The sequence below is a fragment of the Epilithonimonas bovis DSM 19482 genome (genome assembly GCF_900108115.1).
Taxonomy (GTDB): domain Bacteria; phylum Bacteroidota; class Bacteroidia; order Flavobacteriales; family Weeksellaceae; genus Epilithonimonas; species Epilithonimonas bovis.
On the sequence record NZ_FTPU01000032.1, the window covers coordinates 1 to 11,926 of the forward strand.

Here is an 11,926-nt window from a genome sequence, read left to right on the forward strand (position 1 = left end):
CCGGTGGCAGAACGTATCCCGTTACTTATATCCCGAACAGACTGGCTTTTTGCAAATTGGCAGAAAAGCATTGAAACCAAATGATTCCAGCTGCTGAATCCTTTAGTATGTTTATCGGTTTGTTTACTTGCAACTAATTTATTGAATTTTGAACGGTCTAATTTTGCAATAATCTGAGAAAACAATGTTATATTTGGCATCAGAGGGACGAGTTTGGTTGTGCAACCTCAAAGATAATTTGAGATACTTAATTCAACCCTCTTTTTTTTGACTTTTTTTTAAACGTTTAGGACGCGATTGTTATGACATCTTAAAATAAATATAACTTATGAAACTGACAGATCAAGCCGAAGAAAGACTTTCTTTTCTGGAGAAAATTGCCAATGGCATCATATGGTGGGTAGGCTCTATACCTTCTCTGGTGTTACATACCATATTTTTTATTGTCAGTTTTGCACTGCCGGTTTTTGGCTTGGTAGATTTTGATAAAATGCTGCTTGTCCTCACAACTGTAGTTTCTTTGGAAGCCATTTATCTGGCAATATTTATTCAGATGTCGGTTAACAAAAGTTCAGAACATATAGAAGATCTTAAAGATGATGTTAACGAAATCCAGGAAGACATTGATGAAATCCAGGAAGATATAGAAGACATCAGCGAGGATATTGATGAAATCCAGGAAGATATAGAAGAGATTAATGATGAGGAAGAGGATGAGGATCACAGCGAACGCGCCAGAACTGTAATGCTGAAAACTAAAGTAAGTACCAACAAAAATGATATCAAAAACCTAAAGGATAAAATCACAGAGCTGGAAACTATTATTGAATCTTTGAGGAAAAATCAATAAAAATTTAAGTCTTGGATTGCATTATGGTAGTATGAAAAAGAAAACCGCGCAAAAATGTGAAATGCTGCCGCCCAAGACAAAAAGGTGCCAGATAGGGTGGTAATAAGGCTTTCTGTCTTTGGCATAAAAATAAATCCCAAAGGTGTAAAACAGCCCGCCAAGAATAATGAATGTCAATGCACCGACTGAGAGATTTTCTATCATGGGCTTGATAGCAACAATGCAGAGCCAGCCCATCAGGGCATAAAGCGTTAAGGATATTTTTTCATTCTTCCTGAGTGGGGAAAATTTGAAGATAAATCCCACCAGCACAAGTCCCCATATGATCCCGAACATCGTCCAGCCCCATACACCCTTCAGGCCAAGTAATGCAATGGGTGTATAAGTCCCGGCAATCAAAATATAAATGCTCAAATGGTCAATTTTCTGTCCAATTTTTTTCCATTTCAGCCGATAAGCGGCATGATAAGCTGTAGAGGCCGTGTACAGTATAACAAGGCTCAACCCGAAAACTAAGGAAACTGCCAGAGCCATTGGATTACCGCTGAATACAGAATGTATTATCATGAGGACCAGTGCTATAACTGATAATACTGCACCAAAACCATGCGTAATGACGTTGTAGAATTCTTCTTTTTTTCGGTTTTTTTTCGGCATTGTCTCAAATTTAAGGGTGTAGCGGTCTATATTACTTTCTTTCAGTATAAGAGTACCAATATAATAACGTTGCGACAGCAATATTTACTTTAAATTGTAATTTTGTTTAACAATTCTTTAACATTACAAGTCATTTTTACTACATTTGTTTCTTTTATAAATTTTTTGATCTGATATGAATTCACTTTTCAGAAGAAAACACTACACAGAGAATACAGATAGCGGGCAACTCAATCGTGTTTTAGGTACATGGGATATCGTATTTTTTGGTATTGCTGCAATAATTGGTGCCGGGAGTTTTAGCAGTTTAGGAGAGGCGATTTTCCGAGGCGGGCCGGGCGTCATTGTCCTTTATCTGATTTGTGGTTTTGCCTGTGCCTTCACAGCACTCTGCTATGCAGAATTTGCCAGCCGGATACCTACTGCCGGAAGTGCTTATACCTATGCTTACGCCAGTTTTGGGGAGCTGATAGCCTGGATTATCGGCTGGGCATTGATTATGGAATATTCTTTTGGGAACATTTACGTTGCCTTCTCCTGGTCGGATTATTTTACAAGTTTTATGGAGCGTATTGGCATTCATATCCCTGATTACCTTACCTGTAGTTATACTGAAGCAAAAAAAGCATTTTTTAACCATTCCAATAATACAGAGCTTATTAATGCATGGCAGTCAGCACCAGTAATTGGTAATTTAAAAATAATTGTTGATATCCCGGCGCTGGTTATCAATGGATTGATCACTTGGCTCTGTTATCAGGGTATTAAAGAAAGCAAAAATTTCAATAACTTTTTTGTCCTGTTGAAGCTGTTTGTGATTTTGCTTGTGATAGCGGTGGCCGTGGGTTACGTTAATACCGGTAATTGGTTTCCTGTTAATGCAGAAGGCACTTCGTCTTCTTTTATGCCCAACGGGTTTGCCGGTGTGATGTCCGCGGTATCAGGCGTTTTCTTTGCCTATATTGGTTTTGATGCCATTTCTGTCTTATCAGAAGAAACCAAAAATCCTCAAAAAGATTTACCAAAAGGTATGCTGATTTCCCTGGGATTGTGTACCGTAATATATATTATTCTTACCTTGACGCTGACAGGCGTTGTAGACTATAGAAAATTTGATGGCATTGGAGATCCTTTGGCGTTTATTTTTCAGAAATCAAACCTTAATCTCCCATGGATGGAGTTTATTGTTTCGCTGATTGCTATTGTGGCAATTACTACCGTACTTTTGGTTTTCCAAATGGGGCAGCCGAGAATCTGGATGGCTATGTCCAGAGACGGCCTGCTGCCTAAAAAATTCCAGCAGGTGCACAGCAAAAACAAGGTACCGTCTTTCGCAACCGTAGTTACAGGAATCGTAGTTGGCGTACCAATTTTGTTCACAGACAAAACATTTATCCTTGATTTTACAAGTATCGGGACCATCTTTGCCTTTGTTTTGGTTTGTGGCGGTGTGCTGATGTTGCCGCCAAAAGAGAAGATCAAAGGCCGTTTTCATTTGCCTTATATCAATGGAAAATTATTTTTCCCTCTGCTGTTTGTTGTTGGATTGATTGTTTTTTATGTCTTGCAACCAGATTTTTTTCATAACCTTCCTGATATCAAAGATCCAAAAGAGGGAGAGTTTAGGCTGGCAATTATCATCTATCTTATTGCAAACCTGGTTTTGAGTCTGTTGGCTTTTATAAAAAATTTATCTCTTATACCACTGATAGGTCTTAGCTCGTGCCTTTACCTGTTGACAGGTATGAGCCATGAAAACTGGTTTTGGTTTGGACTGTGGTTTGCTATCGGTCTGGTAATCTATTTTATCTACGGGTACAGAAACAGCAAACTAAATATCAGCAGTCATGGAAGCGCCGGAACGCATTAAAAATTATCAGGAATTTTATCGGTTTTACCTTTCAGAACACAATAAACGTTGGACAAAAATTTTTCACTTCATTGGGATTTTATTAGTCCTTACGGTAATTTTTTATGTAGTGAAAAGTGGTAAAGAGCGTTTTCTATGGTATTGTCCTATTTTTGGATATGGCTTTGCATGGTTCAGCCATGTTGTTTTTGAAAAGAACAGGCCGGCAACTTTCCGATATCCATTTTGGTCACTTATATCCGATTTCCGATTATTTTTTGAACTGTTAATTGGTAAACAGAAATTTTAATTTCATTATAGTTCTTGTCTCATCAGAAATGAAAAATTTTATAAAATCTAACATCTCATTAGACTCGCTGGCCATGATGCTGGTGCAGTCACCTGTAGCATTATCAATGTTGATGGGAGATGATTTTGTGATCAAGGTTGCCAATCCACAAATGCTGCAGCTGTGGGGTAAATCCCAGGATGTCATTGGCCTCCGGATGTTGGATGCTCTTCCGGAACTTGAAGATCAGCCTTTCATGGGTTTCCTCAGAAATGTAATGAGGACCGGTGAACCTCACAAAGGTTATCAGCAACTGGCTTACCTGGTGAGAAACGGCAAAAAGGAAGAATGTTATTTTGATTTTATCTGCGCGCCTATCTACAATGATTCGGAGAACAAAATTATTGGTATAAGCGTAGTTGCTACAGAAGTGACCGACCAGGTGGAGGCACAGAGAAAGCTGGCAGAAACCGAATATAAGTTTGAAAACCTGATCAAACAGTCAGATTTTTCAATTGCCCTCTACAAAGGAAAAGATCTCGTGATTGATATGGCTAACAATGCCATGCTGAAAACGTGGAACAAAGATGAGTCTGTAATTGGAAAGAAATTGGCAGATGCACTTCCAGAGTTAGAAGGGCAACCTTTTATAGAAATCCTGAAAAATATCTATAACACCCGCAAAACATACACATCTAAAGAGGATGAGGTTTTGCTTGAGCGAAATGGTATTCTTACAACACTTTACTATAACTTTTCCTATAAGCCACTGTTTAATCACCAAGGAGAGATTTATGCCATTCTAAACGTTGCGACGGATGTTACAGATGCAGTTCTTACAAAAAAGCGGCTTAAGGAAAACGAAGAAAAATACCGAAACCTGGCTGACAGTCTTCCAATCATTGTATGGACGGCTGACAAGAATGGTAAAACGGATTATTATAATAAAAAATGGTATGATTATACCGGTTTTGAAGGTGTAGAATCACGGGAAAAAGTAGCCAGAAAACTTTTGCATCCTGAGGATTTTGATCGGGCTATGGAGGTATGGCGAATCAGTAATGAGAACCAAACAGCTTACGAAATAGAATACCAGTTCCGGGACCGGACACAGGAAAATGCTTATAAGTGGTTTCTTGGCCGTGCTGTGCCTATAAAAGATGAAAATAATAATCTGGTTCAGTGGATTGGCACCTGTACCGATATCAATGATTTTAAACAGTTTCAGCAGCAGAAAGATAATTTTCTGGGCATTGCAAGCCATGAGCTAAAAACACCGCTCACCAGCCTCAAGCTATATTCTCAGTTCCTTGAGAAAAACCTAAGAAAACAAGACGATCACAAGAATGCAGATGTAGCCAGGAAGATGGACGATCAGATTAATAAACTCACAGGCCTCGTCAATGATTTGCTGGATGTCACCAAAATCCAGAATGGTAAAATTTTACTTAATAAAGCAGATTTTGATTTTGATGAACTGGTAACCGAAATTATTGATGAGCAACAAATGGATACCAACCATAAAATTAAGTTGACCGCAGAGACAATTGGAATCATATATGCCGACAGGCACAGGATTTCTCAGGTAATGAGCAACCTGATAAGCAATGCGATCAAATATTCGCCGGCATCAGACAGCATAGAGGTCTCTACAAGCAAAACGAAAGATAATCACGTCCTGTTTGCTGTAAAAGATTTTGGAATTGGTATCCCCGAAGATAAAAAAGATAAGGTTTTTGAACAATATTACAGAGTAAGTGGCAGCAAAGAACATACATTTCCTGGCTTGGGCTTAGGGCTTTATATATCATCAGAGATTATAAAAAGAAGTGGTGGCAGGATTTTTGTAAACTCTGTAGAAGGTAAAGGATCTGTCTTTTGTTTTGAGATTCCAGTCGCCGATATTACTACTAATTATTAAATCAAAATGTCAAATTCAAAAAAAATTATTGTCGTAGACGACAGTCCTGCTATATTGGATTCCGTAAAACTGATGCTGGATATGGAGGGTTTTGATGTGACCAACTATGAGCGTGGATCTGAGATGTTCAACTCTTTAACCATATCATCCAAACCGGACGTTATTCTGATGGATATGTGGCTTTCCGGGGAAGACGGCAGAGATATTTGCAAAATGATAAAAGCACATCAGGATTTTAAAAATATTCCGGTGGTCATTATGTCTGCCAGCCGAGGGTTGGGAGATTCTGCTTTGGAGAGCGGTGCTGTAGACTTTATCCCAAAACCATTTGATTTGGGAGAGATTGTGGAGAAAATAAGGTATTATTCTAATGCTAAAGAATAATTGCAAACAAACATAAAATAAACTAAACTATGCGTATATAAAAAAACTATTTTTTACAAAAATCATCCCTTTTCAGGATGATTTTTTTTGCGAATTTTTTGAAGAAATAGAGATTCCAGAGAATCAGTTCAAAACCATAAAATGCATCTTCTACAGGGATGGTCAAAATCCTGATTCCCATAAAATCTGCAGGATTATAATTAACAATTGCTGCCGGCAAGGCGGTACCGGTCAATAGCCCGTTCACTATAAGAAATCCAGGCAGCAGGATGATGTAAATGACTGTGGCCTGTGCTATCCATCGTATACCAAGCGCGTAATAAAGTACCAGAAGACTTATGCTAAGGCTCATAAAAGTGAATGCAGTATATATATGATGGTGAAATACGATCCCTAATACAGCATAAAACACAACAGAAATCAAAACATAGATACGTTCTAGTGTAGGATTAATATTCCATTTAAAAAATTTTGTGAGGCAAAAATAGGTGAAGACACAAGAGAAAGGTATGCAGATAAAAAACATCAGTTCCTCCACCGGCAGCCCAAGAATTCTGATGCCCAACAGGAATTGATCGTTAAACCACCAGACACCTTTCTTTGTAAACCATGCATCCCAAAGCACAAATACTGTTCCTACCAAAATTGATGATTTTAGAAACGCACCGAAATACCTGTTAAATTTGATTTTGGGATGAAACGAATAAATGAAACAGATAATGACGGTAAAAAAATTGATCAGCAGATATGTGATTTGCATTATACAGTTTTGTTTTTATTAAAATACATTCTGAAGTATTTGACGGGCACCCAGAGAAAACCAAAACATTCACCATGCTCTTTTCCTGTGTGCTTGTGGTGTTGTTTGTGGGCTCTGCGGATCGCTAGCAGATAAGGATTTTGAGTATTTTTAAGTATTTTTATCCGTTGATGGATAAAGATATCGTGCACAAAGAAATAAGCCATACCGTAGAGCGTAATACCAATACCGATGTAAAAGTAAATGTTGAAATTATCGATACTTCCAAAATACATAAGAAGTATCGCAGGGATTGCAAAAATGATAAAAAAATAGTCATTTTTTTCCAGAGGCGGATCGCTGCTGTGGTCATGATGATCCCTGTGCAGAGACCAAAGCAGGCCGTGCATGATGTATTTGTGAATCAGCCAGGTAAGCCCTTCCATCACAAAAAATGTAATTATTACTGTAATTAAGTTCATCTCCTTTTACTTTTTCTGGTTAAACATCTTATCCAGAACTTCGGTTCTGTAATCAAAGATATGTTTCAACTTGTTTTTAACAAACAACTCGTGGACTATTTCACCTAAAAAGCCCATTGGTAATTCATAATCTACGGTGTCCTTCATTAGTACTCCTTCATTATTAGGGAAAAACTCGTGTCTGTGATGCCAAAGTTTGTATGGCCCTTTTTTCTGAAAATCAACAAAACTTTTTTGAAAGTCAACAGCCAGTATTTTGGTTTGCCACTTCATTTTGATATCAAAAATCGGTGATACATAATAATCAATGATCATTCCTCTGTAGATCTCATCATCCTGAAGTTTTGTAAGAACCTGAAACTTCATTTCTTTAGGTGTGATCTTGGACAGGTTGTTGGCAGAGGAGAAAAACCGCCATGCTTCTGCAATGCTGCAATTCAGCTGCTGCTCTCTTTTGAGTTGGTGTATCATGATTTAGAATTTAAAACTTGTTGTATCATATGTTTAAGCGGCAGATTATCTGCGTTTTGCAGGTTGCGTTGCAGGAAGCGCCGGTCATCGTCCATATTGCTTTTGTAACCTAAGAAGCCGGGGCTTTCTTTCTGAACGGAATATCTTAAAAACCTGATTTCTATATTGTCTGGCTTCTGCTGTACAGCCGCATCAATATTCTTTTTCCCTTTGCGGAAGGTACTCAGTTTCTCGATAGGATTAGTGGCATGTTTGGCCCAAACCGATTGTAGCGCGCCATAGTAGGCGAGAGCCGTTCCGGTATTGCTTTGGTTTTCCAGCTTTTGCAATATATTTTTGCATGTCTTTTTATTCTGAGTAGCCAATTTGTAGTTTTGCCTTACATAATTGAGATCCATATGTTGTGCAGCTATCAGAGAGGAAAAAAACAATGCCAGTGCTGCCAGTCTCATATGATCGACATTTTATATTCTACATAGCAGCCCATCATCAGTGATATTTTGCGTCTGTTGGAGATTCTTATTCTTTGATTAATAATCTTACAGGCAGATGTTTTTCTTATTTTATTGAATAGTGAAACGTAGTAGCGGTACGCCAGGTAAACACCGAACCGAGATGTTCTTGGCAACATTTTGATCCCTTCCAGCGCAATTTGAAACTCGTTGTGGATGTCTTGCTCAATCTCGCATTTTACCTTCTGGTCAAAATCTCTGATGTCAACATCGGGGAAATAAGTGCGGCCCAATGTATAGTAGTCATCCTTCATATCCCTCAAAAAATTCACTTTCTGGAAAGCTGAACCCAACACCATGGCATAAGGTTTTAGCTTTTCGAATTCAGCCTTGTTACCGTCTACAAAAACATGCAGACACATAAGGCCTACCACCTCTGCCGATCCCAGGATATATTCTTTGTAAAGCTCAGAATTGTAGTCCACTTTATGCAGATCCATCTCCATACTTTTTAAAAACTGGGTAATGAGGTTGTGGTCAATCTGATACTGATGGACGGTTTCCTGAAAAGACTGTAGGATCGGATTGAGGGATATCTTTTCTTCCAACGCTTCCGACGTCTCTTCCCGAAACCTGGAAAGGAGTTTTTGCTTATCATAACCATGAAAACTGTCTACAATTTCGTCGGCAAGCCTTACGTAACCGTAGATGGCGTAGATAGGATTCCTGATTTTGGGTGACAGTGCCAGAATCCCGAGCGAGAAACTGGTGCTGTACTGTTGGGTGGTGGCTTTGCTCACTTTGTATGAGAGTTCATCAAATAATTTTTTCATATCCTAATATATTTTGAATGTCTTAAAACCTTTTTTGGTTGTTACCATTAATGGTCTTATTATCCAGTATTTAAAGTTTTTCGACCTCAGCTGCAGCAATTTTACCCGAAATCAGTGATGGTGGCACGCCAGGCCCGGGAACGGTTAATTGTCCTGTATACAAAAGGTTATTAAGCTTCTTGTTTTTTATTGATGGCTTTAGGACTGCGGTTTGGGACAGCGTGTTTGCCAGTCCGTAGGCATTACCTTCATAAGCATTATAATCTCGGATAAAATCATCAATGCAATAACTTCTTTGATACTCAATCTTAGACCGCAAATCTTTAATTCCGGTATGTTTTTCTATTCGGCTTATCATCTCGAGAAAGTATTTTTCCCGCATTTCTTCAGAATCTGATATTCCTGTGGCGATGGGCATCAGCAAAAAAAGGTTCTCACAATTCTCAGGTGCTGTAGAAGGATCAGTTTTAGAAGGGCAGCAGAGATAGAACAATGGTTTTGTTGGCCATTTTTTGTCTTCATAGATCTCTGAAGTATGCAGGCTGAGATCATTTTCAAAAAAAAGTGTATGATGGTTAAGTCCCGGGATTTTTTGACTGACACCGAGATAGAAGATTAGGCAGGAGGGCGCAAAGGTTTTCTTTTTCCAATATTTTTCGTTGTAATTTCTTTGGTTTTCCTGAAGCAGATCTTGCTCTGTGTGATGGTAATCAGAAGAGGCTATGATAGTGTCAAATGTCAGCAACTCACCATTTACCAAGATCCCGGTTGCTTCTTTTTTTTCTGCAGTTATCTGTCCCACCGGAGCATTGAAGTGGATTTTTACGCCAAGATCTTTTGCTATCTCAGCCATAGCATTAATCACTTTTGCAAAGCCTCCCATAGGGTACCATGTACCTAATTTGTAGCCTCCATAGTTCATCAGGCTGTAAAGAGCTGGGATATCTTTGGGTGCGGCACCAAGGAAAATTACAGGAAATTCCATCAAGGTAATCAGCTTGGGATGTGAGAAATATTGTCTTACAAACTGATGAAAATTGGATAATAAGTCCAGCCTCAATGCGCTTTTTGCAATCTTTGGAGAAACAAATTCCAGCCAGGAGTGACATGGTTTGGTGACAAACTCCCTCATACCAATTTCATATTTATATTGTGCATCCTTCATAAAGTCATCCAGTCTGTTACCTGCGCCACGCTCCAGATCTTCGAAAAGTTGCTTCATCTCCTCATAATTTTCCGGAACAGAAAGATTAGAATCAGAAAACACCATCTCAAACTGAGGATTGAGAGGGACCAGTTGATAATAATCGGATGTTTGTTTGCCAAAATCGGCGAAAAAACCCTCAATAATATCCGGCATCCAATACCAGCTTGGTCCCATGTCAAAAGTATATCCATGCGAAGAAAAACTTCTGGCACGGCCGCCAATGCTGCTGTTTTTTTCAAAGATATGCACCTCGTGGCCTGCCTTCGCACAATATGCTGCCGCTGACAGACCTGAAAATCCCGATCCTATAACTGCAATTTTTTTTTTCATATTAAGTATTGATAATGGGATAGTCTTTTACTACAGTGTCCAGAAGCTGGCTCGGATTTATATTTTTGGAAAAAATAGGACGGTGAAAGTGATCCAGCTTATCAAGTAATTTCACCAGGGACAACTTTTCAGAATAGCTGAGGTCGCCTGTAACTATTTTAGTCGCCGTGCGAATCTTATCCATTTGCTGGTCCAGCGCAGAAAGACCCTCCGCAGTAATTTCGAGAATTTTGGTTCGCTTGTCATCATCAGAATCTACCTGTCTTACCCAACCATGCTTTATAAGTCTGTTGATAATGAGAATACCTGTCGGCTTTTCCTGTACATTCTTTTTAATAAGCTGCATTTTAGTCATTTTACCAAAGGCTTTCAGATTGATAAGATAGATAAAATCTTCCTGAGTACTGAAATCAGAGTCTGTGATGGCCGACTTAGAATAAGTTTTAGCATAGCGATTAAGATGTACGAGAAGTGTGCTCAAGGCACTTTCTACAGAACGGCCTTCCTCCTTTCCTTCCCACACAGGTTCATCAACAGCAGTATGCCTCCTGATATCTTCCTGATCATATATCCACGTTCTAAATCCAGAGATATCATTGCTGTACAAGCCATGATTCTCCAGACTGAATTTTTCCAAAAGATCAATTGTATCTTTGATAATTTCAGAATTCATTAACATTAATTTATAATTATACTTTTAGGTTAAAAATAAGTATATAAATATACCTATCAAATATGAGACCAACAAATATTTAAACACTTGTTTTAAATTTTCTTAAAACCTGCTTACAATGTCTTAAAATAGTCTTAATAGTATTAATGTTTAAAAATATTTTAAATTATTGGAATCGGAATTGATTTATGGTTGACAACTTAACAACTTAAAATAGAAAGGTTATGAAAACGGATTTAAAGATTAAAAGTTTATTATTAGGTGTTACATTTTTAACCGTAGGTTATGTTAGCGCTCAAACAGAACACACAACAGCCACTCAACAGGTGCAGACTGCCCAGTCATCTTCGCCGGAGATAGAAGCACTACAGAAACAGATTGCTGCAAAGCCTGATGATACACAGGCGTTGGTTGGGTTGGCAACAGCATATCAAAATGCAGGCGATTATGCATCAGCCATCACAACTTGGAATAAAATTACTGCGCTTATCCCGGATTGGGCTCCAGCCTACTATAGTATTGGTTATGCTAACCAGTCTGCTAAAAACACAGATGCTGCAAAAAGTGCGTACGAACAATATATTGCCAAAGTAAAACCTGCTGAAGTAGAAGCTAATAAGCAAAATTTAGCATATGCTTATTTCTTCATTGCTTTTATGGATAAAGATTCTAATCCTGAAAAGGCCAAACAATACATCGCAAAATCATTGCAGTATGACAACTCCAATCAAGATGCATTAACGCTTAGTAAAAGTTTGATGAACTAGCTCAGAATAATGCTATAAATAA

The 11,926-nt window shown here is 38.4% G+C and carries 15 protein-coding genes; 6 read left to right on the forward strand and 9 right to left on the reverse strand.

Translation table 11 applies throughout. The features are described 5' to 3' along the window. A partial coding sequence (locus B0B05_RS12295) for a DUF4372 domain-containing protein (protein ID WP_076783935.1) occupies positions 1-200 on the reverse strand: 200 nt, incomplete at its 3' end. A 128-nt stretch (positions 201-328) separates the two neighbouring features. Here B0B05_RS12295 and B0B05_RS12300 point away from each other — a divergent pair. Continuing rightward, positions 329-850 carry a DUF1003 domain-containing protein gene (locus tag B0B05_RS12300; protein ID WP_076783936.1) on the forward strand — a complete coding sequence of 174 codons (522 nt, stop codon included), beginning with the start codon at positions 329-331 and terminating at the stop codon, positions 848-850. 21 nt (positions 851-871) lie between these two features. Here the strand turns inward: B0B05_RS12300 and trhA are convergent, their stop codons facing one another. Further along, positions 872-1,507 carry a PAQR family membrane homeostasis protein TrhA gene (gene trhA / locus B0B05_RS12305; protein WP_076783937.1) on the reverse strand — a complete coding sequence of 212 codons (636 nt, stop codon included), beginning with the start codon at positions 1,505-1,507 and terminating at the stop codon, positions 872-874. A gap of 175 nt (positions 1,508-1,682) precedes the next feature. Here trhA and B0B05_RS12310 point away from each other — a divergent pair, with 175 nt between their 5' ends. From B0B05_RS12310 to B0B05_RS12325, 4 genes are read left to right on the forward strand one after another with little or no spacing between them, the layout of a single operon-like run. Next, the gene (locus B0B05_RS12310; RefSeq protein WP_076783938.1) at positions 1,683-3,377 is read left to right on the forward strand and encodes an APC family permease; all 1,695 of its coding nucleotides are present in this window, start codon (positions 1,683-1,685) and stop codon (positions 3,375-3,377) included. Further along, positions 3,355-3,666: an Mpo1-like protein gene (locus B0B05_RS12315; RefSeq protein WP_076783939.1), complete on the forward strand. Its 312-nt coding sequence runs from the start codon at positions 3,355-3,357 to the stop codon at positions 3,664-3,666. Before B0B05_RS12310 ends, B0B05_RS12315 begins: the two co-directional genes overlap by 23 nt. A 28-nt stretch (positions 3,667-3,694) precedes the next feature. Next, the gene (locus tag B0B05_RS12320) at positions 3,695-5,566 is read left to right on the forward strand and encodes a PAS domain-containing protein (protein WP_143746017.1); all 1,872 of its coding nucleotides are present in this window, start codon (positions 3,695-3,697) and stop codon (positions 5,564-5,566) included. Positions 5,567-5,572: 6 nt separating this feature from the next. Then, positions 5,573-5,950: a response regulator transcription factor gene (locus tag B0B05_RS12325; RefSeq protein ID WP_076783941.1), complete on the forward strand. Its 378-nt coding sequence runs from the start codon at positions 5,573-5,575 to the stop codon at positions 5,948-5,950. 46 nt (positions 5,951-5,996) lie between these two features. On the opposite strand, the gene B0B05_RS12330 is transcribed toward B0B05_RS12325, so the two are convergent. From B0B05_RS12330 to B0B05_RS12360, 7 genes are all read right to left on the reverse strand, one after another. Further along, positions 5,997-6,710, reverse strand: coding sequence for a lycopene cyclase domain-containing protein (locus tag B0B05_RS12330; RefSeq protein WP_084173960.1), 714 nt, complete (start codon positions 6,708-6,710; stop codon positions 5,997-5,999). Further along, the gene (locus B0B05_RS12335; protein WP_076783943.1) at positions 6,710-7,171 is read right to left on the reverse strand and encodes a sterol desaturase family protein; all 462 of its coding nucleotides are present in this window, start codon (positions 7,169-7,171) and stop codon (positions 6,710-6,712) included. The genes B0B05_RS12330 and B0B05_RS12335 overlap by 1 nt, the downstream gene beginning before the upstream one ends. Before the next feature lie 6 nt (positions 7,172-7,177). Next, on the reverse strand, positions 7,178-7,642 hold the full coding sequence (locus B0B05_RS12340; protein WP_076783944.1) for an SRPBCC family protein: 465 nt from the start codon (positions 7,640-7,642) through the stop codon (positions 7,178-7,180). Continuing rightward, positions 7,639-8,094, reverse strand: coding sequence for a hypothetical protein (locus B0B05_RS12345; protein ID WP_076783945.1), 456 nt, complete (start codon positions 8,092-8,094; stop codon positions 7,639-7,641). The genes B0B05_RS12340 and B0B05_RS12345 overlap by 4 nt, the downstream gene beginning before the upstream one ends. Beyond that, positions 8,091-8,927, reverse strand: a complete 837-nt coding sequence (locus B0B05_RS12350; RefSeq protein ID WP_076783946.1) for a phytoene/squalene synthase family protein — start codon at positions 8,925-8,927, stop codon at positions 8,091-8,093. The genes B0B05_RS12345 and B0B05_RS12350 overlap by 4 nt, the downstream gene beginning before the upstream one ends. A 70-nt stretch (positions 8,928-8,997) precedes the next feature. Beyond that, positions 8,998-10,464, reverse strand: coding sequence for a phytoene desaturase family protein (locus B0B05_RS12355; RefSeq protein WP_076783947.1), 1,467 nt, complete (start codon positions 10,462-10,464; stop codon positions 8,998-9,000). A gap of 1 nt (position 10,465) precedes the next feature. Continuing rightward, entirely contained in the window at positions 10,466-11,137 is a 672-nt protein-coding gene (locus tag B0B05_RS12360) for a MarR family winged helix-turn-helix transcriptional regulator (protein WP_076783948.1), read from the reverse strand. Between the two features lie 224 nt (positions 11,138-11,361). Between B0B05_RS12360 and B0B05_RS12365 the strand changes: the two genes are divergently transcribed. Beyond that, complete coding sequence (locus B0B05_RS12365; protein ID WP_076783949.1) at positions 11,362-11,904, forward strand: tetratricopeptide repeat protein; 543 nt, start codon at positions 11,362-11,364, stop codon at positions 11,902-11,904. Positions 11,905-11,926: the final 22 nt, after the last annotated feature.

Bases quoted from the DNA above. Each gene is read 5' to 3' on its own strand.
- B0B05_RS12300 (WP_076783936.1), top strand. From the start codon at position 329: ATGAAACTGACAGATCAAGCCGAAGAAAGACTTTCTTTTCTGGAGAAA.
- trhA (WP_076783937.1), bottom strand. From the start codon at position 1,507: ATGCCGAAAAAAAACCGAAAAAAAGAAGAATTCTACAACGTCATTACG.
- B0B05_RS12310 (WP_076783938.1), top strand. From the start codon at position 1,683: ATGAATTCACTTTTCAGAAGAAAACACTACACAGAGAATACAGATAGC.
- B0B05_RS12315 (WP_076783939.1), top strand. From the start codon at position 3,355: ATGGAAGCGCCGGAACGCATTAAAAATTATCAGGAATTTTATCGGTTT.
- B0B05_RS12320 (WP_143746017.1), top strand. From the start codon at position 3,695: ATGAAAAATTTTATAAAATCTAACATCTCATTAGACTCGCTGGCCATG.
- B0B05_RS12325 (WP_076783941.1), top strand. From the start codon at position 5,573: ATGTCAAATTCAAAAAAAATTATTGTCGTAGACGACAGTCCTGCTATA.
- B0B05_RS12330 (WP_084173960.1), bottom strand. From the start codon at position 6,710: ATGCAAATCACATATCTGCTGATCAATTTTTTTACCGTCATTATCTGT.
- B0B05_RS12335 (WP_076783943.1), bottom strand. From the start codon at position 7,171: ATGAACTTAATTACAGTAATAATTACATTTTTTGTGATGGAAGGGCTT.
- B0B05_RS12340 (WP_076783944.1), bottom strand. From the start codon at position 7,642: ATGATACACCAACTCAAAAGAGAGCAGCAGCTGAATTGCAGCATTGCA.
- B0B05_RS12345 (WP_076783945.1), bottom strand. From the start codon at position 8,094: ATGAGACTGGCAGCACTGGCATTGTTTTTTTCCTCTCTGATAGCTGCA.
- B0B05_RS12350 (WP_076783946.1), bottom strand. From the start codon at position 8,927: ATGAAAAAATTATTTGATGAACTCTCATACAAAGTGAGCAAAGCCACC.
- B0B05_RS12355 (WP_076783947.1), bottom strand. From the start codon at position 10,464: ATGAAAAAAAAAATTGCAGTTATAGGATCGGGATTTTCAGGTCTGTCA.
- B0B05_RS12360 (WP_076783948.1), bottom strand. From the start codon at position 11,137: ATGAATTCTGAAATTATCAAAGATACAATTGATCTTTTGGAAAAATTC.
- B0B05_RS12365 (WP_076783949.1), top strand. From the start codon at position 11,362: ATGAAAACGGATTTAAAGATTAAAAGTTTATTATTAGGTGTTACATTT.